The sequence below is a fragment of the Pseudomonas sp. GW822-FHT06D10 genome (assembly GCF_058799535.1).
Genome location: NZ_JBXALN010000006.1, coordinates 49,155 through 72,401, shown reverse-complemented (window position 1 = coordinate 72,401; position 23,247 = coordinate 49,155). Strand labels below are relative to the sequence as shown.

Below are 23,247 nucleotides of genomic sequence, written 5' to 3'. Positions count from 1 at the left end.
CAGAAAAATCGACAGGCGTTAATACGCCATACCTTCGGGATATCGGTTGCTCGTCGCAAAACTTGATAGCGAGTGCCTGGAAGAGTCTTTTCCGGTAGCATTCCCCCGAGTTTTACCCGCCTGGAACCTCCAATGTCCGACCGCCTGACCCTGCTGCGTCCCGACGACTGGCATATTCATCTTCGCGATGGGGCCGTGTTGCCCAATACAGTCGCAGATGTCGCGCGCACCTTTGGCCGCGCCATCATCATGCCCAACCTGGTACCTCCGGTGCGCAACGCCGCGGAAGCCGACGCCTATCGCCAGCGCATTCTAGCTGCGCGCCCGGCCGGCAGCCGCTTCGAGCCACTGATGGTGCTCTACCTGACCGACCGTACCCAGCCGGAGGAAATCCGCGCGGCCAAGGCCTGCGGTTTCGTCCACGCCGCCAAGCTGTACCCGGCCGGCGCGACCACCAACTCGGATTCGGGCGTGACCAGCATCGACAAGATTTTCCCGGTGCTTGAAGCCATGGCCGAAGTCGGCCTGCCGCTGTTGATCCACGGCGAGGTAACCCGCGGCGACGTCGACGTCTTCGACCGCGAGAAAATCTTCATCGACGAGCACATGCGGCGTGTGGTTGAACGCTTCCCCAGCCTGAAAGTGGTGTTCGAACACATCACCACCGCTGAAGCCGTGCAGTTCGTCAAGGAGGCTTCGGCCAACGTTGGCGCAACCATCACCGCGCACCACCTGCTGTACAACCGCAACCACATGCTGGTGGGCGGTATACGTCCGCACTTCTATTGCCTGCCGATCCTCAAGCGCAACACCCACCAGGAAGCCCTGCTGGATGCGGCCACCAGCGGCAACGCGAAGTTCTTCCTCGGCACCGACTCGGCACCTCACGCCCAGCACGCCAAGGAAGCCGCTTGCGGTTGCGCCGGCTGCTACAGCGCCTACGCCGCCATCGAGCTGTACGCCGAAGCGTTCGAACAACGCAATGCCCTGGATCAGCTGGAAGCTTTCGCCAGCCTCAACGGCCCGCGCTTCTACGGCCTGCCGGCCAACACCGACAGCATCACCCTGGTCCGTGAAGAATGGACCGCTCCTGCCAGCCTGCCGTTTGGCGAGCTGACTGTCATTCCGCTGCGCGCCGGTGAAAAACTGCGCTGGCGCCTGCTGGAGGATCACTCGTGAGTGACGACCATTTCGACGACGAACAAGAAGGTAGCAGCGGCGGTCCTCGCCATCCGATGGCGGCACGCTTTCGCGGTTACCTGCCGGTAGTCGTCGATGTTGAAACCGGTGGCTTCAACTCGGCCACCGACGCCCTGCTGGAAATTGCCGCAACCACCATCGGCATGGACGAAAAAGGCTTCGTGTTCCCCGAACACACCTACTTCTTCCGGGTCGAGCCTTTCGAAGGCGCGAACATCGAAGCTGCAGCCCTGGAATTCACCGGGATCAAGCTTGACCATCCCCTGCGCATGGCTGTGAGCGAAGAAACCGCCCTCACCGATATTTTCCGCGGGGTGCGTAAGGCGCTGAAGGCCAATGGCTGCAAGCGCGCCATCCTGGTAGGCCACAACAGCAGCTTCGACCTGGGCTTCCTGAATGCCGCCGTGGCGCGCCTGGACATGAAGCGCAATCCGTTCCACCCGTTCTCCAGCTTCGATACCGCCACTCTGGCTGGCCTGGCATACGGCCAGACCGTGCTGGCCAAGGCCTGTCAGAGCGCAGACATCGACTTCGACGGTCGCGAGGCCCACTCGGCTCGCTACGACACCGAGAAGACCGCCGAGCTGTTCTGCGGCATCGTCAACCGCTGGAAACAGATGGGCGGCTGGCAGGATTTCGACGACTGAATAGTCGCTTTTCTTTGCCCCATAAAAAAACCGGCCCTAAGGCCGGTTTTTTTATGCGTGACGCCAAGCCTTACAGCTTGCCGGCGTTCTCGCTCAGGTAAGCAGCAACGCCTTCTGGCGAAGCGGTCATGCCCTTGTCGCCTTTCTTCCAGTTGGCAGGGCAGACTTCGCCGTGCTCTTCGTGGAACTGCAGAGCGTCGACCAGACGGATCAGCTCTTCCATGTTGCGGCCCAGTGGCAGGTCGTTGACGATCTGCGAGCGGACAACGCCTTTGTCGTCGATCAGGAACGCGCCACGGAAAGCCACGCCGCCTTCGGACTCAACGTCGTAGGCCTTGGCGATTTCGTGCTTCATGTCAGCAGCCATGATGTATTGAACCTGACCGATGCCGCCGGCATTGATCGGGGTGTTACGCCAGGCGTTGTGAGTGAAGTGCGAGTCGATGGACACAGCGATCACTTCAACGTTGCGTGCCTTGAAGTCGGCCATGCGGTGGTCCAGAGCGATCAGCTCGGACGGGCACACGAAGGTGAAGTCCAGTGGGTAGAAGAACACCAGGCCGTATTTGCCTTTGATGGCCGAGGACAGGGTGAAGCTGTCGACGATTTCGCCATTGCCGAGAACGGCCGGAACGGTGAAGTCAGGGGCTTGTTTGCCTACGAGTACGCTCATTGGATATCTCCTGGTGTGGACGTAGTAATGAAGAAGAAGGGTTGGCCCCGAGCCTGCCATGCTGATACGACAGCCCCGTGACGTGCGCCCTCTTCGCAAGGACCGACCATCATACACGGCGTTTTTAAGCTGTCCTTAGTGGTTTTTCCTCTGGCCGGCCTCCAACGCGAAAAATGCGAATGATCTGTCATTAATGCCAAGAAAAGCCGTTCGTCACTCAAGCAAGAATCAGCAACAAAGGGCGCCGAAACCACTTTGACAATCATTCTCGTTAACATTAAGATCCATCGCAATTGAGCCCTAACCAGCGACGGTTCTCATCTTATGTATGTCTGCCTCTGCACCGGTGTCACCGACGGACAAATTCGCGAAGCGATCTACGAAGGTTGCTGCAGCTACCGCGAAGTACGCCAGGCCACCGGCGTCGCCAGCCAGTGCGGCAAATGTGCCTGCCTGGCCAAGCAAGTGGTTCGCGAAACCCTGACCGAATTGCAGAGCAGCCAAGCGGCAATCCCCTACCCTGTGGAATTTAATGTCGCCTGATTTAATCAATAATTAGCGGCGTTACAAACAACCGGACCTGGCGTCCGGTTTTTTTATGCCTGTAATTCAATCGCTTAGAGACAAAACGCGGAACACAAACATTCTTATTCCGATTAATTTTCATATATTATTCAATAACTTAGGTTTGACAGTAATGTTCATGCAGCTCAGACTCTGCCCATGTTCCACTAAATACAGGGCAGGACCCCATCATGAAAGGCGACATTACAGTCATCCAGCATCTCAATAAAATCCTTGCCAATGAACTGGTCGCGATCAATCAGTACTTCCTGCATGCGCGCATGTATGAAGATTGGGGCCTGAACAAGCTGGGCAAGCACGAGTACCACGAGTCCATCGACGAGATGAAGCATGCGGACAAGCTGATCAAGCGCATCCTCTTCCTCGAAGGCCTGCCCAACGTCCAGGACCTGGGCAAGCTGCATATCGGTGAGCACACCAAGGAAATGCTCGAATGCGACCTGCGTATCGAGCGCACCGGCCATGCTGACCTCAAGGCCGCGATCGCCCATTGCGAATCGGTTGGTGACTTCGGCAGCCGTGAACTGCTGGAAGATATTCTGGAATCCGAAGAAGAGCATATCGACTGGCTGGAAACCCAATTGGGCCTGATCGATAAAGTGGGTATCGAGAACTATCTGCAATCGCAAATGGGTGACGAGTAACTCAACTCGTAATACCCGAAGAATAAAAAAGCCCCGCTTCTCTTATGAGAGCGGGGCTTTTTTTATTACGCGGATATGTTCGCGTAACAAACCGAAGCAGAGTGCTTGCCGCAAGTTTCCGAGAATCACACGAGTAGCATGTCGATTCCCGGAAACCCTCGCGAGCAGGCGCGCTTTACGCTTCGGTCTTGGCAGCGGCTTTTTCGGCAGCGGCCTTGATCAGGCTCTGCAATTCACCGTTGGCGAACATTTCAGCCATGATGTCGCTGCCGCCGACCAGCTCACCGGCCACCCACAGTTGTGGGAAGGTTGGCCAATTGGCGTACTTGGGCAGGTTGGCGCGAATTTCCGGGTTCTGCAGGATGTCCACGTAAGCGAACTTCTCACCACAGCCCATTACGGCCTGAGCGGCTTTGGCAGAGAAGCCGCACTGCGGGGCATTCGGCGAGCCTTTCATGTAAAGCAGAATGGTGTTGTTGGCAATCTGCTCTTTAATAGTTTCGATGATATCCATGGAACACCTCGGCTGAACTTTCCGACTCTGTTGTCGGCACGGTGGCGCATTGTAACGGAATCCTGAGCACCCTGCTCGGCCTCTCCGACAGACATCTCAGGCCGCCTGCACCCTGACCGGCACCCCGTTCAACGCCGCATTTCCCGACAGCACATCGAGCTGGCGCTCGTCGGTCAGGTCATTGGCGCTGCAACCCGGCTGCTCCGTGGCTATGTTCATCTGCACGCCCGGACGCCCATGCCCCCAGCCATGGGGCAGGCTCACCACCCCCGGCATCATCTCGGCGCTGGCCAGCACTTCTACTTCCACCGCGCCGACCCGTGAACTGATGCGTACCCGTTGACCGTCCTGCAAACCCCGGTGAGCCAGATCCTGCGGATGCATCAGCAGTTGGTGACGAGGCTTGCCCTTCACCAGGCGGTGATAGTTGTGCATCCAGGAGTTGTTACTGCGCACATGCCTGCGGCCGATCAACAACAGTTCCCCCTCCTGCGGCGCCTTCAGGGCAGCAAAGCGCTCCAGGTCGGCCATGATCGCCGGCGGCGCAGCCTGGATCCGCCGGTTTTCGGTTTTCAGGCGCCCGGCCAGATTCGGCTGCAGCGGCCCCAGATCGATGCCATGGGGATACTCGGCCAGCGTCGCCAATGACAGCTTGAACGGCGAGGCGTCGCCATAAGGCCCGGCACGCAGCCCCATATCAATCATTTGCGCCGGCGCGATGGTCGGCTTGAGCGAGCTTTCGGTGCGCTCGGCAAAGACCTTGGCCAGGCCGACGAAGATCTCCCAGTCGTGCAGTGCACCTTCGGGCTTAGGCAGGATCGCCCGGTTGAAACGGCTGACGTTGCGCACCGCGAACAGATTGAACGTGGTGTCGTAGTGATCATTTTCCAGGGCGGAGGTGGACGGCAGGATCAAGTCGGCATAGCGGGTGGTTTCGTTGATGTACAGGTCGATGCTGAGCATGAACTCCAAGCCATCCAGCGCCTGCTCCAGCTGCCGGCCATTGGGCGTGGACAGCACCGGGTTGCCCGCCACCGTGATCAGCGCCCGTACCTGCCCCTCCCCTTCGGTGAGTATCTCTTCTGCCAGGGCCGACACCGGCAACTCGCCGCCGTATTCCGGAAGCCCGGAAACCCGGCTCTGCCAGGCATTGAAGTGGCCGCCCGAAGTCGCCGCTACCAGATCCACCGCGGGGCTGGTACACAAGGCGCCACCCACGCGGTCGAGGTTACCGGTGACCAGGTTGAGCAATTGCAGCAACCAATGGCACAGCGTGCCGAAGGCCTGGGTCGAGACGCCCATGCGCCCGTAGCAGACCGCTCTGTCGGCCGAGGCGAAATCCCTGGCCAGTTGGCGGATCTGTGGCGCCGCAATGGCGCACAGGGGGCTCATGGCCTCCGCCGTGAACCGGGATATGGCCTGGCGCACCTCGGCCAGCCCATCCACCTGCAAGTGGCTGTCGCGGGTCGGCCCCTCTTCGAAGATGCTGTTGAGCAGGCCAAACAGCAGCGCGACATCGCCCCCCGGGCGAACAAACAGATGCTGGTCGGCCATGGCCGCGGTTTCGCTGCGCCGCGGATCGACCACCACTACCTTGCCGCCACGGGCCTGGATCGCTTTCAAGCGCTTTTCCACATCCGGAACGGTCATGATGCTGCCGTTGGACGCCAGGGGATTGCCGCCAAGAATCAACATGAAATCGGTGTGATCGATATCCGGAATCGGCAACAGCAAGCCGTGGCCATACATCAGGTAGCTGGTCAGGTGCTGAGGCAATTGGTCGACCGAGGTAGCCGAGAAGCGATTGCGCGTCTTGAGCTGGCCGAGAAAGTAGTTGCTGTGGGTCATCAGCCCATAGTTGTGCACGCTGGGATTGCCCTGGTAGGTCGCCACCGCGTTGTTGCCATGACGCTGCTGAATACTCGCCAGCCGCTCGGCCACCAGGGCAAAGGCCTCGTCCCATTCGATCGGTTGCCACTCATTGCCAACCCGGCGCACCGGCTGGCGCAGGCGGTCCGGGTCATTCTGGATATCCTGCAAGGCCACGGCCTTGGGGCAGATATGACCGCGGCTGAAACTGTCCTGAGGATCGCCCTTGATCGAGCTGATGCGCGGAGCACTGCCGTCTTCTTCGGTGATTTCCAGGGTCAGGCCACAGATGGCCTCACACAGGTGGCAGGCACGGTGATGGAGAGTCTTGGTCATGGCCAGTCTCTATTGTTTGAGAGCGCAGCGTATTCGCTTGCCGGAAGCAAAAACTATGGGCGCTCCCCTGACAGGACACCAGTGACGTTCGTCCCATGAATTCACGACCATCAGCCCCGGCCATGATCGGCGCCTTCAGTTGGAGGGCAACCGTGGCGGCCCATCCGCTGAGACGTGGGTGGTTGCATCCACGGCCTCCCGCTCTCCATAGCCACCCGAGAGTTGTGCGAGCAATCGCCAATGCTCGTCCAGGCCTGCACTGAGGCTCATCATCCGGTCGATCATCTTGCGCGCGGCCGCTCGGGTCACCGGATCTTCACTGCGCAGCAGCTCGAAGGAAAACGCCGTCACCGAAGCTGTCATGTCGGTGAGTGCCCGGGCCGTGAGCCCCAAGAGCGTCATCAGTTGTTGCTCCCTGGATTCCATCGTTCACCCGTCCCTGCCACTGATTCGCCTTTATAACCTCAGCACTTTGCATTAGGAAATGTTTCAGGCTGCCAGCCCGCGGATTATCCGGGACGCAGCCCCCGCCCTCCAGGTCAGAAAACGACTGCATGGGCATCACCCGCGCCGCGCTCGATTGCCAAGGCGCGCCAGGGCAGTGTACAAATGCCCGGCTGCTGTCTGGAAACTGGTCTCAAAAGTGCCAGCGCATTCGCGTCCTGGCCTCTCATGCCCATAATCGCCGTAGCACTACTATTGGTAAGACGCGACATTTAATTATAAGATCGCGCCTTCCCCTATTTCGTCGCCCCGTGCGGCTTTCGCCGCAGGTCCAGCCCGTTGTTCGACTAAACAAGGCTTTGAGAATCTGCGGTCCGTTGCAAAAAGGTAGTTAATGATGAGCGCAAGGCACTTTCTCTCCCTGATGGATTGCACGCCCGAAGAGCTGGTCAGTGTGATTCGTCGAGGCATCGAGCTGAAGGACCTGCGTAACCGCGGCGTACTCTTCGAGCCCTTGAAAAATCGTGTGCTTGGCATGATTTTCGAGAAGTCGTCGACCCGAACCCGACTGTCCTTCGAAGCCGGCATGATCCAACTGGGCGGCCAGGCCATCTTCCTTTCGCCACGGGACACTCAACTGGGGCGCGGCGAGCCCATCGGCGACTGCGCCATCGTCATGTCGCGCATGCTCGATGCGGTGATGATCCGCACCTTTGCCCACAGCACCCTGACCGAGTTTGCGGCCAACTCCCGCGTACCGGTGATCAACGGCCTGTCCGATGACCTGCACCCCTGCCAACTGCTGGCTGACATGCAGACGTTCCTCGAGCATCGCGGCTCGATCCAGGGCAAGACCGTGGCCTGGATCGGCGACGGCAACAACATGTGCAATAGCTATATAGAAGCGGCCATCCAGTTCGACTTCCAACTGCGCATCGCCTGCCCCGAAGGGTACGAGCCCAACGCGGATTTCGTAGCCCAGGCCGGCGACCGCGTGACCATCGTCCGTGATCCTCGCGAAGCCGTGCGTGGTGCCCACCTGGTGAGCACCGATGTCTGGACCTCCATGGGCCAGGAAGAGGAGACTGCCAAGCGCCTGCAACTGTTCGCCCCCTTCCAGGTCAACCGTGCACTGCTGGACCTGGCCGCCGAGGACGTTCTGTTCATGCATTGCCTGCCCGCCCACCGCGGTGAAGAAATCAGCCTCGACCTGCTGGACGACCCGCGTTCGGTGGCCTGGGACCAGGCGGAAAACCGCCTCCACGCACAAAAGGCCCTGCTCGAATTCCTCGTCGAGCCGGCGTACCACCACGCATGAGCCAGCCCTTGCTACTGAACCTGCGCAACCTCGCTTGCGGCTACCAGGACCAACGCGTGGTGCAGAACCTCAACCTGCACCTCAATGCCGGGGATATCGGCTGCCTGCTGGGCTCATCCGGCTGCGGCAAGACCACCACCCTGCGCGCCATCGCCGGGTTCGAGCCGGTGCATGAGGGGGAAATCCAGCTGGCGGGCGAGACCATCTCCAGCGCCGGTTTCACCCTGGCGCCGGAGAAACGCCGGATCGGCATGGTGTTCCAGGACTACGCCCTGTTCCCGCACCTGAGCGTGGCCGACAACATTGCCTTCGGCATTCGCAAACACCCGCAGAAAGAGCGGGTGGTGGCCGAACTGCTGGAGCTGGTGAACCTGAAGAACCTCGGCCAGCGCTTCCCCCACGAACTGTCCGGCGGCCAGCAACAACGTGTGGCCCTGGCTCGTGCCCTGGCTCCCGAACCACAACTGCTGCTGCTCGACGAGCCCTTCTCCAACCTCGACGGCGAACTGCGGCGCAAGCTCAGCCACGAGGTGCGTGACATCCTCAAGGCCCGTGGCACCAGTGCGATCCTGGTCACCCACGACCAGGAGGAAGCCTTTGCCGTGAGCGATCAGGTAGGGGTATTCAAGGAAGGCCGCCTGGAACAGTGGGACACACCGTACAACCTCTACCACGAACCCCAGACGCCCTTCGTCGCCAGCTTCATCGGTCAGGGCTACTTCATTCGCGGCCAGTTGAGCAGCCCGGAATCGGTACAGACCGAACTCGGCTTGCTGCAGGGCAACCGTGCCTACACCTGGCCAACCGGCGGTGCGGTGGATGTGCTGTTGCGTCCGGACGACATCGTCCACGCCCCCGACAGCGCCTTGAAAGCCCGCGTCGTGGGCAAGACGTTCCTCGGCGCCTCGACCCTGTATCGCCTGCAACTGCCCACCGGCAGCCAGCTGGAATCGATCTTTCCGAGCCACGCCGATCATCAGGTCGGCGCCGACGTGGGTATCCGGGTCGCGGCGGAACACCTGGTGCTGTTCCAGGCTTCGGGCAGTACCGCAGCGCAGATCCCGCAAAGCGACTCAGGGGTGCGCCGCTACAGCAGCGCGCATTGAGCCGTTTTCGCTGGCAAGCCAGCTCCTACGACAGCGCACTGTAGGAGCCGGCTTGCCGGCGAAACACCCAGCACAGTCATTGCAGATGCAACTGCCCACTGGCAATCAGCCGGGCATGCCCACCGATCTTCACCCGCTCACCTTCCAGACGACAAAACAACGCGCCACCTCGGGCAGAGCACTGGTAGGCGCTCAACTGCGGCTTATCCAACCGCTGCGCCCAGTAAGGCGCCAGGCAGCAATGGGTGGATCCGGTCACCGGGTCCTCATCGATACCGATGGCGGGGGCAAAATAGCGCGAGACAAAGTCGTGCTGCTCCCCACGCGCAGTCACGATCACCCCGGGCCAGGGCAGTTTCGCCAGCGCCGTCATATCCGGCCGGCACTCACGCACCGCCTGCTCCGACTCCAGCACGGCCAATAGCTCGTTGGCCCCCAGCAATTCGACGACCTCAACCCCCAGCGCTTGCGCCACCGCCTCCTGCCCTGCCTGGCTGCTCGGGCTGCGCAGCGGGAAATCCAGCCACAACAGGCCCTCTTCACGGGTGACACTCAGGGGCCCGGACTGGCTGAGAAAGTCGATACGCTGCGCGGCCTGGCCATAAACCTCGAACAACACATAGGCAGTGGCCAAGGTTGCATGCCCGCACAACGGCACTTCAGTCACCGGGGTGAACCAGCGAATCCGCCAGCCCTGGGCCTCACGCACCACGAAAGCGGTTTCTGCCAGATTGTGCTCGGCAGCAATCTGCTGCATCAGCCTGTCATCGAGCCAGGACTCAAGCCGGTAAACCATGGCCGGATTACCCGCGAACGGGCGCTCGCTGAACGCATCGACCTGATGAAACTCAAGCTGCATATCCCTTCTCCGTGAATAACTGGCCCCCAGCATGGGCCCTGGCCCCCAACGGGCGACAGACACAGAAGACGGGATTTTCCTGCATACAGCAGCGACCCTGGCCGCAGCCGCTGCGACTCAAGGACGACCGATATCAGCGAACCTGGCCTGGGTATGCTCGGCCAGCACCGTCGGCGCCAGCTCGACTTCCAGGCCACGGCGCCCGGCGCTGACAAAGATGCTGGCGAACGGCTGCGCACTGTTATCAATGAAGGTCCGCAGGCGCTTCTTCTGCCCCAGCGGGCTGATGCCTCCCAGCAGGTACCCCGTGGCGCGCTGGGCGGCAGCCGGGTCGGCCATTTCAGCCTTCTTCACGCCCGCTGCGTGAGCCAGGGCCTTCAGGTCAAGACTTCCGACGACCGGCACCACCGCCACCAGCAGCTCACCCTTTTCACTGCTGGCAAGCAAGGTCTTGAACACCTGCGCAGGATCAAGATCAAGCTTCTCCGCGGCCTCCAGGCCATAGGAGGCGGCCTTAGGGTCATGTTCGTAACTGTGGATGCGATGTTCGGCGCGAACTTTTTTCAGCAGGTCCAGTGCAGGGGTCATGGCAGCTCCAGGCGAGGAATGAAAAGGCAAAACCAAGCGCGGGAATTTTAGGTCATTCACCAGTAAAAGGCTCTATTCCAAGCCTTGATAACCGGCCCGTGTGCCTACGAAAGCAACCATGCCTGTCGTTCCCGCGACTATGCCCCGGAATCATTCATTTGATTGATATCTATAAAATGACCATCCGTTCACTTTCGACCTTTGACAGCGGTGTTTCTTGTCTATATTTTTTCGTTTCTGAATATCATGCGGTAGATCCAAGGTTGTACCCAGTAGCAAGGCGAGGTCGGAATGGGGATTCCGCCTTCGTTTAAAGTCGCGCTCCATGCCTTTTGCAGCAGCGCCAGACAACAACAAAAATCGAGGTTCACATGACAACTGCTCTGCAACAACCGTCGCTATCGGGCCAATGCATCGCCGAGTTTCTGGGTACTGCGCTGTTGATCTTCTTCGGCACCGGTTGTGTCGCCGCGCTCAAGGTCGCGGGGGCCAGCTTCGGCCTATGGGAAATCAGCATCATCTGGGGGATCGGCGTGAGCATGGCGATCTACCTGACCGCCGGAGTTTCCGGCGCGCACCTGAACCCGGCCGTGAGCATCGCCCTGTGCCTGTTCGCCGATTTTGAAAAGCGCAAACTGCCGTTCTACATCCTCGCCCAGATCGCTGGCGCCTTCTGCGCGGCGTTGTTGGTTTACACGCTGTACAGCAACCTGTTCTTCGATTTCGAACAAACCCACCAGATGGTCCGTGGTTCCCAGGCCAGCCTGGAACTGGCCTCGGTGTTCTCCACCTTCCCCAACCCGGCGCTGTCCACTGCCCAGGCGTTCCTTGTGGAGCTGGTGATCACCGCCATCCTGATGGGAGTGATCATGTCCCTGACCGATGACAACAATGGCCTGCCGCGCGGCCCGATGGCTCCGCTGCTGATCGGCCTGCTGATTGCCGTGATCGGCAGTGCCATGGGCCCGCTGACCGGGTTTGCGATGAACCCAGCGCGGGACTTCGGGCCTAAACTGATGACGTTCGTGACCGGCTGGGGTGAAATTTCCTTCACCGGCGGCCGTGATATTCCGTATTTCCTGGTGCCAATCTTCGCTCCGATCCTCGGCGCCTGCCTGGGTGCTGCGGCCTATCGCGGCTTGATTGCCCGCCATTTGCCCAGCGCTGCTGTCGCCCTGGAGGCCGAACAGGTCACCGAAGGCAAAGTCAAAGCTTCCTGAATCCAGTGGCGCGTGATCCTGCCCAAATCGATCGCGCGCCTGTTCTCACTCCCTTATTTCGTCCAAGGCAATCGACATGACCGACATTCAGAATAAGAACTACATCATTGCCCTCGATCAGGGTACGACCAGTTCCCGGGCGATCATTTTCGATCGCGACGCCAACGTGGTCTGCACCGCCCAGCGCGAATTCGCCCAGCATTACCCTCAGGCCGGCTGGGTCGAACATGACCCGATGGAAATCTTCGCCACCCAGAGCGCGGTGATGGTCGAGGCCCTGGCACAAGCCGGCCTGCATCACGACCAGGTGGCCGCCATCGGTATCACCAACCAGCGTGAAACCACTGTGGTCTGGGACAAGAACACCGGCCGGCCGATCTACAACGCCATCGTCTGGCAGTGCCGCCGTAGCACCGAGATCTGCCAGCAGCTCAAGCGCGACGGCCTGGAAGACTACATCCGCGAAACCACCGGCCTGGTGACCGACCCCTACTTCTCCGGCACCAAGCTCAAGTGGATCCTCGACAACGTCGAAGGCAGCCGCGAGCGTGCGCGCAACGGCGAGCTGCTGTTCGGCACCATCGACAGCTGGCTGATCTGGAAATTCACCGGCGGCAAGACCCACGTCACCGACTACACCAACGCCTCGCGCACCATGCTCTTCAACATCCACACCCTGGAGTGGGACGCGAAGATGCTGGAGGTGCTGGACATCCCGCGGGAAATGCTTCCGCAGGTGAAGTCCTCGTCGGAAATCTACGGCCGCACCAAGAGCGGCATCGCCATCGGCGGTATCGCCGGCGACCAGCAGGCCGCGCTGTTCGGCCAGATGTGCGTCGAGCCGGGCCAGGCCAAGAACACCTACGGCACCGGCTGCTTCCTGCTGATGAACACCGGCGACAAGGCGGTTAAATCCCAGCACGGCATGCTCACCACTATCGCCTGCGGCCCCCGTGGCGAAGTGGCCTACGCCCTGGAAGGTGCAGTATTCAACGGCGGTTCCACCGTGCAGTGGCTGCGTGATGAACTGAAGATCATCAACGACGCCCACGACACCGAATACTTCGCCGGCAAGGTCAAGGACAGCAACGGCGTGTATCTGGTGCCGGCCTTCACCGGCCTGGGTGCTCCCTACTGGGACCCCTATGCCCGTGGCGCGCTGTTCGGCCTGACCCGCGGCGTGCGCGTGGACCACATCATCCGTGCCGCCCTGGAGTCCATCGCCTACCAGACCCGCGACGTGCTCGACGCCATGCAGCAGGACTCCGGCGAACGCCTCAAAGCCCTGCGGGTGGACGGCGGCGCCGTGGCCAACAACTTCCTCATGCAGTTCCAGGCCGACATCCTCGGCACCCAGGTGGAACGCCCGCAAATGCGTGAAACCACCGCCCTGGGCGCTGCCTACCTGGCGGGCCTGGCCTGCGGTTTCTGGGGCAGCCTGGAAGAACTGCGAGGCAAGGCGGTGATCGAGCGCGAGTTCGAACCACAACTGGCGGAAGCGGAAAAAGAAGGCCTGTACGCAGGCTGGAAGAAGGCCGTCAGCCGCACCCGCGACTGGGAACCCCACGACGAGGCCAAATAAGCCAAGCCGTGGATTGGTAACCGCTTGTAACTGGTAGGGAGGGGATTCCTGCGGCATCATGGGCAAATTTTGCACGGCAGCCCAAAGGAAGCCCCATGAATCTGCCTCCCCGTCAGCAGCAAATCCTCGATCTGGTTCGCGAACGCGGCTACGTCAGCATCGAGGAATTGGCCCAGCTGTTCGTCGTAACCCCGCAAACCATCCGCCGCGATATCAACCAGCTGGCGGAAGCCAATCTGCTGCGCCGCTACCACGGTGGCGCAGCCTATGACTCCAGCGTAGAAAACACCGCCTACGCCATGCGCGCCGACCAGATGCGCGACGAAAAGCAGCGTATCGGCGAAGCCGTTGCCGCGCAGATCCCCGATCACGCCTCGCTGTTCATCAATATCGGCACCACCACCGAATCCATCGCCCGGGCCCTGCTCAATCACAGCCACCTGAAGATCATCACCAACAACCTGCACGTGGCCTCGATGCTCAGTGCCAAGGATGATTTCGACGTGCTGCTCACCGGCGGCAATGTGCGCCGTGACGGCGGCGTGGTGGGCCAGGCCAGTGTCGACTTCATCAACCAGTTCAAGGTCGACTTCGCCCTGGTGGGCATCAGTGGCATCGACGAGGACGGCAGCCTGCTGGACTTCGACTACCAGGAAGTGCGGGTATCCCAGGCGATCATCGCCAATGCCCGGCAGGTGATCCTGGCTGCCGACTCCAGCAAGTTCGGGCGCAACGCCATGATCCGCCTGGGGCCCATCAGCCTGATCGATTGCCTGGTCACCGACCAGCAACCGGTACCGGCCCTGACCCAACTGCTCAACCAGCACAAGATCCGCCTCGAAGTGGTCTGACTGCTCTCCCTTCTGCGGATCCGGCCGCGCTCGAACGACGAGCCTCGACGCTTCATCGCTTTCGAAATCGCCGCGGCCGATCCCGCCATCCAGCCCAAGGCAACAGCAGCGGCTACAGTTACCCGTCGACAATGTTCGAAAACTTTCCTTTAGCGCTGCTTCGATCAGTTTTTTCAATCGAAGCACGCTGGATGCGTGCATCTTTATGCGCTAGTATTTTCGAAAATGAACATTAATGTTCGAATTCAAATATCAAAGTAACACGAGGCCTGTCGATGCCCACTTCTACCTTGCCCGCGCGCCCTCTTTCCGAGGTTTACGATATCGCCGTCATTGGCGGTGGGATCAATGGTGTTGGAATTGCCGCCGATGCGGCAGGTCGCGGCCTGTCCGTGTTCCTTTGCGAAAAGGACGACCTGGCCAGCCATACCTCCTCGGCCAGCAGCAAGCTGATCCACGGCGGCCTGCGCTACCTCGAACATTACGAGTTCCGCCTGGTGCGCGAAGCCCTGGCCGAACGTGAAGTGCTGCTGGCCAAGGCCCCGCATATCGTCAAGCCCATGCGTTTCGTCCTGCCGCACCGGCCACACCTGCGCCCGGCCTGGATGATTCGCGCCGGCCTGTTCCTGTATGACCACCTGGGCAAGCGGGAAAAACTCGCCGGCTCGCGCAGCCTGAAGTTCGGTGCCGACAGCGCCCTGAAAGCCGAGATCACCAAGGGCTTCGAATACTCCGATTGCTGGGTCGACGATGCGCGCCTGGTGGTGCTCAATGCCATGGCCGCCCGCGAACACGGCGCCCACGTTCATACCCAGACCCGCTGCATCAGCGCCCGCCGCAGCAAGGGCCTGTGGCAACTGGAGCTGGAGCGCGCCGATGGCAGCCTGTTCTCCATCAGCGCCAAGGCCCTGGTGAACGCCGCGGGCCCCTGGGTCGCCAAGTTCATCAAGGACGACCTCAAGCTGGAGTCGCCGTACGGTATCCGCCTGATCCAGGGCAGCCACCTGATCGTACCCAAGCTGTACGAGGGCGAGCACGCGCACATCCTGCAGAACGAGGACCAGCGCATCGTCTTCACCATTCCCTACCTCAACCAGTTCACCCTGATCGGTACCACCGACCGCGAATACACCGGTGACCCGGCCAAGGTGGCGATCACTGAAGGTGAAACCGATTACCTGCTGCAAGTGGTCAATGCGCACTTCAAGAAACAGCTGAGCCGCAGCGATATCCTGCACAGCTATTCCGGCGTTCGCCCGCTGTGCAATGACGAATCCGACAACCCTTCGGCCGTCACCCGCGACTACACCCTGGCCCTTTCCGGCCATGGCGAGGAGCCCCCCCTGCTGTCGGTGTTCGGCGGCAAGCTGACCACCTACCGCAAACTGGCGGAATCGGCGATGGCGCAGCTGGCGCCGTACTTCAAGCAGGCCAAGCCGAGCTGGACAGCCCAGGCCACCCTGCCCGGTGGCGAGAACATGAGCACGCCACAGGCGCTGGCAGAAGCCATCCGCAAGAAGTTCGACTGGGTACCCAGCCAGATCGCCCAGCGCTGGGCCACCAGCTACGGCAGCCGTACCTGGCGCCTGCTGGAAGGCGTGCACAGCCTCAGCGACCTGGGCGAACACCTGGGCGGCGGCCTCTATACCCGCGAAGTGGATTACCTGTGCAGCGAGGAATGGGCAGTGAAAGCCCAGGACATTCTCTGGCGCCGGAGCAAGCTCGGGCTGTTCACCACCGAGGCGCAGCAGCAGCAACTGCAGGATTATCTGCAGAAAGTCGAGCACAATCGCGGCAAGATCAAGGCTGCCTGAGCCACATAGGCAAGCAAAGCCCCTGCGCCGGAAGGTCCAGGGGCTTTTTTGTGGGCCCGCAGGATTGAACGTTTCGCCGGCAAGCCGGCTCCTACAATGGCAGGGGCACGTTCGGTTTTCCGAATGGCAAAGCCACAGGGGTTCGGATAACCGGATACAGCCGCTGAAATCCCCAGGTCATAAATATTCTATAGGCTTGAAAATCAAGGGTTTGACGATGATCAATGGGTCTGGCACGACTCATGCTCTACACTGTGCGACGAATGCCTGTCGTGCCAACACAACAGGAGCCGTCAAGGCATTCGCTGTATAAAAGAGCCGTCGAACTGGCTTCATAAAAAAAACAAATGTCGAGGAAATATTGATGCGCATCGTTCCCCATCTGTTGGGCGCAGCTATCGCTGCCGCTCTGATTAGCACTCCAGTTTTCGCTGCCGAGCTCACCGGCACACTGAAGAAAATCAAAGAGTCCGGCACCATCACCCTCGGACATCGCGACGCTTCCATTCCGTTTTCCTACATCGCTGACGCTTCCGGCGTGCCAGTGGGTTACTCCCACGACATCCAGCTGAAAATCGTCGAAGCGATCAAGAAAGACCTCGACATGCCTGACCTGAAGGTCAAGTACAACCTGGTCACCTCCCAGACCCGTATCCCGCTGGTGCAGAACGGCACCGTGGACGTCGAGTGCGGCTCCACCACCAACAACGTCGAGCGTCAGCAACAAGTCGACTTCTCCGTTGGCATCTTCGAGATCGGCACCCGTCTGCTGTCCAAGAAGGACTCTTCCTACAAGGACTTCGCGGACCTGAAAGGCAAGAACGTGGTAACCACCGCCGGTACCACTTCCGAGCGCATCCTCAAGGCCATGAACGCCGACAAGCAGATGGGCATGAACGTGATCTCCGCCAAGGACCACGGTGAGTCGTTCCAGATGCTGGAATCGGGCCGCGCCGTAGCCTTCATGATGGACGACGCACTGCTGGCCGGTGAAATGGCCAAGGCCAAGAAACCGACCGACTGGGCCGTGACCGGTACCCCTCAGTCCTACGAAATCTACGGCTGCATGGTGCGCAAGGGCGATGCTCCGTTCAAGAAAGCCGTGGATGACGCCATCGTCGCCACCTACAAATCGGGCGAAATCAACAAGATCTACGACAAGTGGTTCCAGTCGCCGATCCCGCCAAAAGGCCTGAACCTGATGTTCCCGATGAGCGACGAGCTCAAGGCCCTGATCGCCAACCCGACCGACAAAGCGGCTGACGACAAAAAGTCCTGATTCCTGACTAACCTTATCTCCTGAAGGGGCCCTGCCCTTTCAGGAGTCTGTCACTACCTGCTGGCATTTTTTGGAAACACTCGAACCGGTGGTTGTCGAGCCGATCGTGTGTGCCTGATCGTCATGATCAGGCGGGAACGGACGTCCCCAGGCGGGTGCTTGTACATCGAACGATCTGAGGGGTAACCCTAATGAATTACAACTGGGACTGGGGCGTGTTCTTCAAGTCCACCGGCGTGGGCAGCGAGACCTATCTCGACTGGTTCATCTCCGGCCTGGGCTGGACCATCGCCATCGCCGTGGTGGCCTGGATCATCGCGCTGCTGCTGGGCTCGATCCTGGGCGTCATGCGCACCGTGCCGAACCGCCTGGTGTCGGGCATCGCCACCGTGTACGTGGAGATCTTCCGCAACGTGCCGCTGCTGGTGCAGCTGTTCATCTGGTACTTCCTGGTGCCGGACCTGCTGCCGGAGAACCTCCAGGAGTGGTACAAGCAGGACCTCAACCCGACCACCTCGGCCTACCTGAGCGTTGTCGTGTGCCTGGGCCTGTTCACCGCCGCACGGGTTTGCGAACAGGTACGTACCGGTATCCAGGCCCTGCCCCGTGGCCAGGAATCCGCCGCACGCGCCATGGGCTTCTCGCTGCCGCAGATCTACTGGAACGTGTTGCTGCCCCAGGCCTACCGGATCATCATTCCGCCGCTCACCTCGGAATTCCTCAACGTATTCAAGAACTCCTCCGTGGCGTCGCTGATCGGCTTGATGGAATTGCTGGCCCAGACCAAGCAGACCGCCGAGTTCTCGGCCAACCTGTTCGAAGCCTTCACCCTGGCTACCCTGATCTACTTCACCCTGAACATGAGCCTGATGCTGCTGATGCGCCTGGTGGAGAAGAAAGTTTCGGTCCCCGGCCTGATCTCCGTGGGAGGTAAATAATGGAATTCGACTTCTCGGGCATCATCCCGGCCATTCCCGGCCTGTGGAACGGCATGCTGATGACCCTCAAGCTGATGGTCATGGGTGTGGTCGGCGGGATCATCCTCGGCACCTTGCTGGCCTTGATGCGCTTGTCTCACAACAAGCTGCTGTCGAACCTGGCGGGTGCCTACGTCAACTACTTCCGCTCGATCCCGCTGCTGCTGGTGATCACCTGGTTCTACCTGGCGGTGCCTTTCGTGCTGCGCTGGATCACCGGCGAAGACACCCCGATCGGCGCATTCACCTCGTGCATCGTGGCCTTCATGATGTTCGAAGCGGCGTACTTCTGCGAAATCGTCCGTGCCGGCGTGCAGTCGATCCCCAAGGGCCAGATGGGCGCCGCCCAGGCACTGGGCATGAGCTATGGCCAGACCATGCGCCTGATCATCCTGCCCCAGGCGTTCCGCAAGATGACCCCGCTGCTGCTGCAGCAGAGCATCATCCTGTTCCAGGACACCTCCCTGGTGTACACCGTGGGCCTGGTGGATTTCCTCAACGCCTCGCGGTCCAGCGGCGACATCATCGGCCGCTCCAATGAATTCCTGATCATCGCTGGTCTGGTCTATTTCACAATCAGCTTTGCCGCCTCGCTGCTGGTCAAGCGTCTGCAAAAAAGGTTCGCCGTATGATCTCTATCAAGAACATCAACAAGTGGTATGGGGACTTCCAGGTGCTGACCGATTGCAGCACCGAGGTCAAGAAAGGTGAAGTGGTGGTGGTCTGCGGGCCGTCCGGCTCCGGCAAGTCGACCCTGATCAAGTGCGTCAACGCCCTGGAACCCTTCCAGAAAGGCGACATCGTGGTGGACGGCACTTCCATCGCCGACCCCAAGACCAACCTGCCGAAACTGCGTTCCCGCGTGGGCATGGTGTTCCAGCATTTCGAGCTGTTCCCGCACCTGACCATCACCGAGAACCTGACCATCGCGCAGATCAAGGTGCTGGGCCGCAGCAAGGAAGAGGCCACCAAGAAAGGCCTGCAACTGCTGGACCGCGTCGGCCTCGCCGCCCACGCCCACAAGCACCCGGGGCAACTCTCCGGTGGCCAGCAACAACGTGTGGCCATCGCCCGCGCCCTGGCCATGGACCCGATCGTCATGCTGTTCGACGAACCGACCTCGGCCCTGGACCCGGAAATGGTCAACGAAGTGCTGGACGTCATGGTGCAACTGGCCCATGAAGGCATGACCATGATGTGCGTGACCCACGAAATGGGCTTTGCCCGCAAAGTGGCGAACCGGGTGATCTTCATGGACAAGGGCCAGATCATCGAGGACTGCCAGAAAGAAGAGTTCTTCGGCGATATCAGCGCCCGCTCCGAACGTGCGCAGCACTTCCTCGAGAAGATCCTGCAGCACTAAAACCCGCGTTCCTGTAGGCGCCGGCTTGCCTGCGACGGGACGGTATCTGACTCCCCTATCGTCAGTGCCGCCCTGGTCGCCGGCAAGCCGGCTCCTACAGACACTGCGCAGTGGTTGACCCAAGGCATCTGTGATGAAATGCGACCCCACTCTCTATCGCGCCGCGCCGCCATCACTCGCCGTGAAACCCCGCCTGATCCGACATCTGTTCCTGCCGCCCCTGGTCATCCTGCTGATGATCGGCCTGGGCTACGTCGGATTCTGGATCAGCGAGCACAACGGCATCCGCACCCTTGGCGAAAATGGCCAGCGCCAGCTGGAGCTGCATGCCCGCGCCGTAGAAAGTGAGATCAGCAAGTACACCTATCTGCCGAGCCTGCTGGAACTGGAATCCAGTGTTTCCCAGCTGCTGGGCGATCCTTCGCCGGAACACCGGCAAACCGTCAATCAATACCTCGAAGGCCTGAACCGCCGCAGCCGCAGCCGGGCCATCTATGTCATGGACACCACGGGCCGGGTGGTGGCCACCAGCAACTGGCGTGACGTCGACAGCTACCTGGGCGAAGACCTGTCGTTCCGGGCCTATTACCAGAACGCCGTGCGCGGCCAGCCCGGGCGCTTCTACGGCATCGGCAGCACCAACGGCGAACCTGGCTACTACCTGGCCCATGGCCTGGAAGAACAAGGCAAGATCATCGGCGTGGCGGTGGTCAAGGTACGCCTGGAGGCCCTGGAGGAACGCTGGCAGCGTGCCCGCCTGGAAGCCTTCGTCAGCGACGAGAACGGCATCATCATCCTGTCCAGCGACCCGGCGCGCCGCCTCAAGTCGGTCCGCCCACTCAGCGACGACACCAAGGAACGCCTGGCACGCAGCCTGCAATACTACTGGTTCCCCCTCAACGAACTGGAACCCCTGGCCCGGGAACGCCTGGCCGAAGGCGTGGAAAAGCTGACCTTTCCGGCCAACACCGAGCTGGTGTCCGACGAGAAAGCCATCAGCTACCTGTCCCAGACCCGGCCCCTGAGCGATACCCCCTGGAACTTCACCCTGCTCACCCCGTTGCAGGACCTGCGCCGCGAAGCCATCAACCAGGGCATCCTGGTGGCGGTGGCCTTTGCCCTGGTGGCCTTTCTGCTGATCGCCTGGAACGAACGGCGCAAGGTCATCGCCACTCGCCTGGCCGCCCGTGAAGCACTGCAGGAAGCCAACAGCCAGCTGGAACGGCGGATCACCGAACGCACCGCCGACCTGCGGGCCAGCAACGAACGGCTCAAGGGCCAGATCCGCGAACGCCGCCAGGCCGAGGAAACCCTGCGCCGCGCCCAGGACGAACTGGTCCAGGCCGGCAAGCTGGCGGCCATCGGCCAGATGTCCACCAGCATCGCCCACGAGCTGAACCAGCCCCTGGCGGCCTTGCGTACCTTGTCCGGCAACACCGTGCGCTTCCTCGAACGCGGCGCCCTGGACACCGCCAGCGCCAACCTCAAGACCATCAATGAACTGATCGACCGCATGGGCCGCATCACCGCCAGCCTGCGCTCCTTCGCCCGCCGTGGCGACGACCAAGGCCAGGCCAGCCTGGACAAGGCCGTTGACGCAGCCCTGCAAGTGCTCAATGCGCGCCTCGAACCCCTGCCCCTGCAACTGCACCGCGACTTCACCGAGCAGACCCTGCAGATCGACCAGACCCGCCTGGAGCAGATCCTGGTCAACCTGATCGGCAATGCCCTGGATGCCATGCAGGCCCAACCGGCGCCGCAACTGTGGCTGGAGGGCGAATTCAGCGAGGGCAAGTACCGCCTGCGGGTGCGCGACAACGGCCACGGCATCGATCTTGAAGCGCGCAAGCACCTGTTCGAACCCTTCTTCACCACCAAACCCGGCGAGCAGGGCCTGGGCCTCGGCCTGACCCTGTCCGCCAGCCTCGCCGCCGCCACCGGCGGCAGCCTGGGGGTGGAACACCCGGCAAGCGGCGGCACCGCCTTTGTCCTCAGCTTGCCCCTGGCAAGCCCCACTCGAGCCGAGCCGATATGAACAACGAGCTGACCGTGCTGATCGTCGAAGACGACCCCCATGTCCTGCTGGGTTGCCAACAGGCCCTGGCCCTGGAAGACATTCCCTGCATCGGTGTAGGCAGCGCCGAAGAAGCCCTGGCCCAGGTCGGTGAAAACTTTCCCGGCATCGTGGTCAGCGATATTCGCCTGCCGGGCATCGATGGCCTGGAACTGCTGAACCGCCTCAAGGCCCGGGACCGCAGCCTGCCGGTGGTGCTGATCACTGGCCACGGCGATATTTCCATGGCCGTGGGCGCCATGCAGAAAGGCGCCTACGACTTCATGGAAAAACCCTTCTCCCCCGAGCGCCTGGTGGATGTGGCCCGCCGCGCCCTGGAGCAACGGGGCCTGGCCCGGGAAGTGACCTCGCTGCGCCGCCAGCTGGCCGAACGCAGTTCCCTGGAAGGGCGGATCATCGGCCGCTCGCCGGCCATGCAGAACCTGCGGGAGCTGATCGCCAACGTTGCCGATACCTCGGCCAACGTGCTGATCGAAGGCGAGACCGGCACCGGCAAGGAACTGGTCGCCCGTTGCCTGCACGACTTCAGCCGGCGCCACCAGCAGCAGTTCGTCGCCCTGAACTGCGGCGGCCTGCCCGAGAACCTCTTCGAAAGCGAGATCTTCGGCCACGAGGCCAACGCCTTCACCGGCGCCGGCAAACGGCGCATCGGCAAGATCGAGCACGCCCACCAGGGCACGCTGTTCCTCGACGAAGTGGAAAGCATGCCGATCAACCTGCAGATCAAGCTCTTGCGCGTGTTGCAGGAGCGTACCCTGGAGCGCCTCGGTTCCAACCAGAGCGTGGCCGTGGATTGCCGGGTGATCGCCGCCACCAAGTCGGACCTGGACGAAATGAGCCGGGCCAAGGAGTTTCGCAGCGACCTGTACTACCGCCTCAACGTGGTGACCCTGGAACTGCCGCCCCTGCGCGAACGCCGCGAAGACATCCTGCAGTTGTTCGAGCATTTCCTGCAGCAGTCGTCCCTGCGCTTTGACCGCGCGGTGCCGGAGCTGGACAACCAGACCCTGTCGACCCTCATGAGCCACGACTGGCCGGGCAACGTGCGCGAGTTGCGCAACGTCGCCGAACGCTTTGCCCTCGGCCTGCCGGCCTTCAAGAAGCCCGGCAGCAGTGTCGCCCAGGGCCTGGGCTTTGCCGAGGCGGTGGAAGCCTTCGAGCGCAACCTGCTCAACGATGCCTTGCAGCGCAGCGGCGGCAACCTGACCCAGGCCAGCCAGGAGCTGGGCATGGCCAAGACCACCCTGTTCGACAAGGTCAAGAAGTACGGCCTGAGCCACTAACCCAAGGCGCGAGTAACCATG

At 61.3% G+C, this 23,247-nt stretch carries 22 protein-coding genes; 16 read left to right on the top strand and 6 right to left on the bottom strand.

The window, feature by feature from the left end; genetic code table 11:
• Nucleotides 1–132: 132 nt before the first annotated feature.
• Both pyrC and rnt read left to right on the top strand, forming a co-directional pair.
• Nucleotides 133–1,179: a dihydroorotase gene (pyrC, locus tag AC1RL5_RS20920; RefSeq protein ID WP_011063109.1), complete on the top strand. Its 1,047-nt coding sequence runs from the start codon at nucleotides 133–135 to the stop codon at nucleotides 1,177–1,179.
• Nucleotides 1,176–1,847, top strand: coding sequence for a ribonuclease T (rnt, locus tag AC1RL5_RS20915; protein WP_011063110.1), 672 nt, complete (start codon nucleotides 1,176–1,178; stop codon nucleotides 1,845–1,847). The genes pyrC and rnt overlap by 4 nt, the downstream gene beginning before the upstream one ends.
• Nucleotides 1,848–1,917: 70 nt before the next feature.
• Here the strand turns inward: rnt and AC1RL5_RS20910 are convergent, their stop codons facing one another.
• Entirely contained in the window at nucleotides 1,918–2,520 is a 603-nt protein-coding gene (locus tag AC1RL5_RS20910; RefSeq protein WP_011063111.1) for a peroxiredoxin, read from the bottom strand.
• 324 nt (nucleotides 2,521–2,844) lie between these two features.
• On the opposite strand from AC1RL5_RS20910, the gene AC1RL5_RS20905 reads away from it, so the two are divergent.
• Both AC1RL5_RS20905 and bfr read left to right on the top strand, forming a co-directional pair.
• A complete protein-coding gene (locus AC1RL5_RS20905) occupies nucleotides 2,845–3,063 on the top strand; it encodes a bacterioferritin-associated ferredoxin (protein WP_011063112.1) in 219 nt (72 codons plus the stop codon).
• Between the two features lie 212 nt (nucleotides 3,064–3,275).
• Nucleotides 3,276–3,749: a bacterioferritin gene (gene bfr / locus AC1RL5_RS20900; protein ID WP_011063113.1), complete on the top strand. Its 474-nt coding sequence runs from the start codon at nucleotides 3,276–3,278 to the stop codon at nucleotides 3,747–3,749.
• A gap of 175 nt (nucleotides 3,750–3,924) precedes the next feature.
• Here bfr and grxD read toward each other — a convergent pair whose 3' ends face one another.
• The 3 genes from grxD to plzR all read right to left on the bottom strand — a co-directional run bounded on the left by grxD (nucleotide 3,925) and on the right by plzR (nucleotide 6,894).
• Nucleotides 3,925–4,263 carry a Grx4 family monothiol glutaredoxin gene (gene grxD, locus AC1RL5_RS20895; protein ID WP_011063114.1) on the bottom strand — a complete coding sequence of 113 codons (339 nt, stop codon included), beginning with the start codon at nucleotides 4,261–4,263 and terminating at the stop codon, nucleotides 3,925–3,927.
• A gap of 96 nt (nucleotides 4,264–4,359) precedes the next feature.
• Nucleotides 4,360–6,468, bottom strand: a complete 2,109-nt coding sequence (locus AC1RL5_RS20890) for a molybdopterin oxidoreductase family protein (RefSeq protein ID WP_072450836.1) — start codon at nucleotides 6,466–6,468, stop codon at nucleotides 4,360–4,362.
• Nucleotides 6,469–6,603: 135 nt separating this feature from the next.
• Nucleotides 6,604–6,894: a PlzR type 4 pili assembly inhibitor gene (plzR, locus tag AC1RL5_RS20885; protein ID WP_015636818.1), complete on the bottom strand. Its 291-nt coding sequence runs from the start codon at nucleotides 6,892–6,894 to the stop codon at nucleotides 6,604–6,606.
• Between the two features lie 415 nt (nucleotides 6,895–7,309).
• Between plzR and argF the strand changes: the two genes are divergently transcribed.
• A complete protein-coding gene (argF, locus tag AC1RL5_RS20880; RefSeq protein ID WP_019096003.1) occupies nucleotides 7,310–8,230 on the top strand; it encodes an ornithine carbamoyltransferase in 921 nt (306 codons plus the stop codon).
• Nucleotides 8,227–9,336 carry an ABC transporter ATP-binding protein gene (locus AC1RL5_RS20875; RefSeq protein WP_053153523.1) on the top strand — a complete coding sequence of 370 codons (1,110 nt, stop codon included), beginning with the start codon at nucleotides 8,227–8,229 and terminating at the stop codon, nucleotides 9,334–9,336. Before argF ends, AC1RL5_RS20875 begins: the two co-directional genes overlap by 4 nt.
• A 76-nt stretch (nucleotides 9,337–9,412) precedes the next feature.
• On the opposite strand, the gene AC1RL5_RS20870 is transcribed toward AC1RL5_RS20875, so the two are convergent.
• A complete protein-coding gene (locus AC1RL5_RS20870; RefSeq protein ID WP_072450839.1) occupies nucleotides 9,413–10,195 on the bottom strand; it encodes a PhzF family phenazine biosynthesis protein in 783 nt (260 codons plus the stop codon).
• A 117-nt stretch (nucleotides 10,196–10,312) separates the two neighbouring features.
• On the bottom strand, nucleotides 10,313–10,783 hold the full coding sequence (gene ybaK, locus AC1RL5_RS20865) for a Cys-tRNA(Pro) deacylase (protein WP_015636821.1): 471 nt from the start codon (nucleotides 10,781–10,783) through the stop codon (nucleotides 10,313–10,315).
• 371 nt (nucleotides 10,784–11,154) lie between these two features.
• Between ybaK and AC1RL5_RS20860 the strand changes: the two genes are divergently transcribed.
• The 10 genes from AC1RL5_RS20860 to aauR all read left to right on the top strand — a co-directional run bounded on the left by AC1RL5_RS20860 (nucleotide 11,155) and on the right by aauR (nucleotide 23,226).
• A complete protein-coding gene (locus AC1RL5_RS20860; RefSeq protein WP_072450840.1) occupies nucleotides 11,155–12,003 on the top strand; it encodes an MIP/aquaporin family protein in 849 nt (282 codons plus the stop codon).
• A 76-nt stretch (nucleotides 12,004–12,079) separates the two neighbouring features.
• The gene (gene glpK / locus AC1RL5_RS20855) at nucleotides 12,080–13,585 is read left to right on the top strand and encodes a glycerol kinase GlpK (RefSeq protein WP_015636823.1); all 1,506 of its coding nucleotides are present in this window, start codon (nucleotides 12,080–12,082) and stop codon (nucleotides 13,583–13,585) included.
• Nucleotides 13,586–13,680: 95 nt separating this feature from the next.
• Nucleotides 13,681–14,436, top strand: coding sequence for a DeoR/GlpR family transcriptional regulator (locus tag AC1RL5_RS20850; protein ID WP_011063123.1), 756 nt, complete (start codon nucleotides 13,681–13,683; stop codon nucleotides 14,434–14,436).
• A 275-nt stretch (nucleotides 14,437–14,711) separates the two neighbouring features.
• Nucleotides 14,712–16,250, top strand: a complete 1,539-nt coding sequence (glpD, locus tag AC1RL5_RS20845; protein WP_072450841.1) for a glycerol-3-phosphate dehydrogenase — start codon at nucleotides 14,712–14,714, stop codon at nucleotides 16,248–16,250.
• A gap of 364 nt (nucleotides 16,251–16,614) precedes the next feature.
• Nucleotides 16,615–17,529 (top strand): glutamate/aspartate ABC transporter substrate-binding protein, encoded by a 915-nt coding sequence (locus AC1RL5_RS20840; protein WP_011063125.1) that lies wholly within the window; start codon nucleotides 16,615–16,617, stop codon nucleotides 17,527–17,529.
• Nucleotides 17,530–17,720: 191 nt separating this feature from the next.
• Nucleotides 17,721–18,467 (top strand): amino acid ABC transporter permease, encoded by a 747-nt coding sequence (locus AC1RL5_RS20835; protein WP_011063126.1) that lies wholly within the window; start codon nucleotides 17,721–17,723, stop codon nucleotides 18,465–18,467.
• Complete coding sequence (locus tag AC1RL5_RS20830) at nucleotides 18,467–19,138, top strand: amino acid ABC transporter permease (protein ID WP_011063127.1); 672 nt, start codon at nucleotides 18,467–18,469, stop codon at nucleotides 19,136–19,138. Before AC1RL5_RS20835 ends, AC1RL5_RS20830 begins: the two co-directional genes overlap by 1 nt.
• Nucleotides 19,135–19,869 carry an amino acid ABC transporter ATP-binding protein gene (locus tag AC1RL5_RS20825; protein WP_011063128.1) on the top strand — a complete coding sequence of 245 codons (735 nt, stop codon included), beginning with the start codon at nucleotides 19,135–19,137 and terminating at the stop codon, nucleotides 19,867–19,869. The genes AC1RL5_RS20830 and AC1RL5_RS20825 overlap by 4 nt, the downstream gene beginning before the upstream one ends.
• A 133-nt stretch (nucleotides 19,870–20,002) precedes the next feature.
• A complete protein-coding gene (aauS, locus tag AC1RL5_RS20820) occupies nucleotides 20,003–21,904 on the top strand; it encodes a two-component sensor histidine kinase AauS (protein ID WP_072450842.1) in 1,902 nt (633 codons plus the stop codon).
• Nucleotides 21,901–23,226, top strand: coding sequence for a two-component response regulator AauR (gene aauR / locus AC1RL5_RS20815; protein ID WP_011063130.1), 1,326 nt, complete (start codon nucleotides 21,901–21,903; stop codon nucleotides 23,224–23,226). The genes aauS and aauR overlap by 4 nt, the downstream gene beginning before the upstream one ends.
• Nucleotides 23,227–23,247: the final 21 nt, after the last annotated feature.

Excerpts from the sequence above, each read along its gene's own strand:
- pyrC (WP_011063109.1), top strand. The coding sequence starts at position 133 with ATGTCCGACCGCCTGACCCTGCTGCGTCCCGACGACTGGCATATTCAT.
- AC1RL5_RS20910 (WP_011063111.1), bottom strand. The coding sequence starts at position 2,520 with ATGAGCGTACTCGTAGGCAAACAAGCCCCTGACTTCACCGTTCCGGCC.
- AC1RL5_RS20905 (WP_011063112.1), top strand. The coding sequence starts at position 2,845 with ATGTATGTCTGCCTCTGCACCGGTGTCACCGACGGACAAATTCGCGAA.
- bfr (WP_011063113.1), top strand. The coding sequence starts at position 3,276 with ATGAAAGGCGACATTACAGTCATCCAGCATCTCAATAAAATCCTTGCC.
- grxD (WP_011063114.1), bottom strand. The coding sequence starts at position 4,263 with ATGGATATCATCGAAACTATTAAAGAGCAGATTGCCAACAACACCATT.
- AC1RL5_RS20890 (WP_072450836.1), bottom strand. The coding sequence starts at position 6,468 with ATGACCAAGACTCTCCATCACCGTGCCTGCCACCTGTGTGAGGCCATC.
- plzR (WP_015636818.1), bottom strand. The coding sequence starts at position 6,894 with ATGGAATCCAGGGAGCAACAACTGATGACGCTCTTGGGGCTCACGGCC.
- argF (WP_019096003.1), top strand. The coding sequence starts at position 7,310 with ATGAGCGCAAGGCACTTTCTCTCCCTGATGGATTGCACGCCCGAAGAG.
- AC1RL5_RS20875 (WP_053153523.1), top strand. The coding sequence starts at position 8,227 with ATGAGCCAGCCCTTGCTACTGAACCTGCGCAACCTCGCTTGCGGCTAC.
- AC1RL5_RS20870 (WP_072450839.1), bottom strand. The coding sequence starts at position 10,195 with ATGCAGCTTGAGTTTCATCAGGTCGATGCGTTCAGCGAGCGCCCGTTC.
- ybaK (WP_015636821.1), bottom strand. The coding sequence starts at position 10,783 with ATGACCCCTGCACTGGACCTGCTGAAAAAAGTTCGCGCCGAACATCGC.
- AC1RL5_RS20860 (WP_072450840.1), top strand. The coding sequence starts at position 11,155 with ATGACAACTGCTCTGCAACAACCGTCGCTATCGGGCCAATGCATCGCC.
- glpK (WP_015636823.1), top strand. The coding sequence starts at position 12,080 with ATGACCGACATTCAGAATAAGAACTACATCATTGCCCTCGATCAGGGT.
- AC1RL5_RS20850 (WP_011063123.1), top strand. The coding sequence starts at position 13,681 with ATGAATCTGCCTCCCCGTCAGCAGCAAATCCTCGATCTGGTTCGCGAA.
- glpD (WP_072450841.1), top strand. The coding sequence starts at position 14,712 with ATGCCCACTTCTACCTTGCCCGCGCGCCCTCTTTCCGAGGTTTACGAT.
- AC1RL5_RS20840 (WP_011063125.1), top strand. The coding sequence starts at position 16,615 with ATGCGCATCGTTCCCCATCTGTTGGGCGCAGCTATCGCTGCCGCTCTG.
- AC1RL5_RS20835 (WP_011063126.1), top strand. The coding sequence starts at position 17,721 with ATGAATTACAACTGGGACTGGGGCGTGTTCTTCAAGTCCACCGGCGTG.
- AC1RL5_RS20830 (WP_011063127.1), top strand. The coding sequence starts at position 18,467 with ATGGAATTCGACTTCTCGGGCATCATCCCGGCCATTCCCGGCCTGTGG.
- AC1RL5_RS20825 (WP_011063128.1), top strand. The coding sequence starts at position 19,135 with ATGATCTCTATCAAGAACATCAACAAGTGGTATGGGGACTTCCAGGTG.
- aauS (WP_072450842.1), top strand. The coding sequence starts at position 20,003 with ATGAAATGCGACCCCACTCTCTATCGCGCCGCGCCGCCATCACTCGCC.
- aauR (WP_011063130.1), top strand. The coding sequence starts at position 21,901 with ATGAACAACGAGCTGACCGTGCTGATCGTCGAAGACGACCCCCATGTC.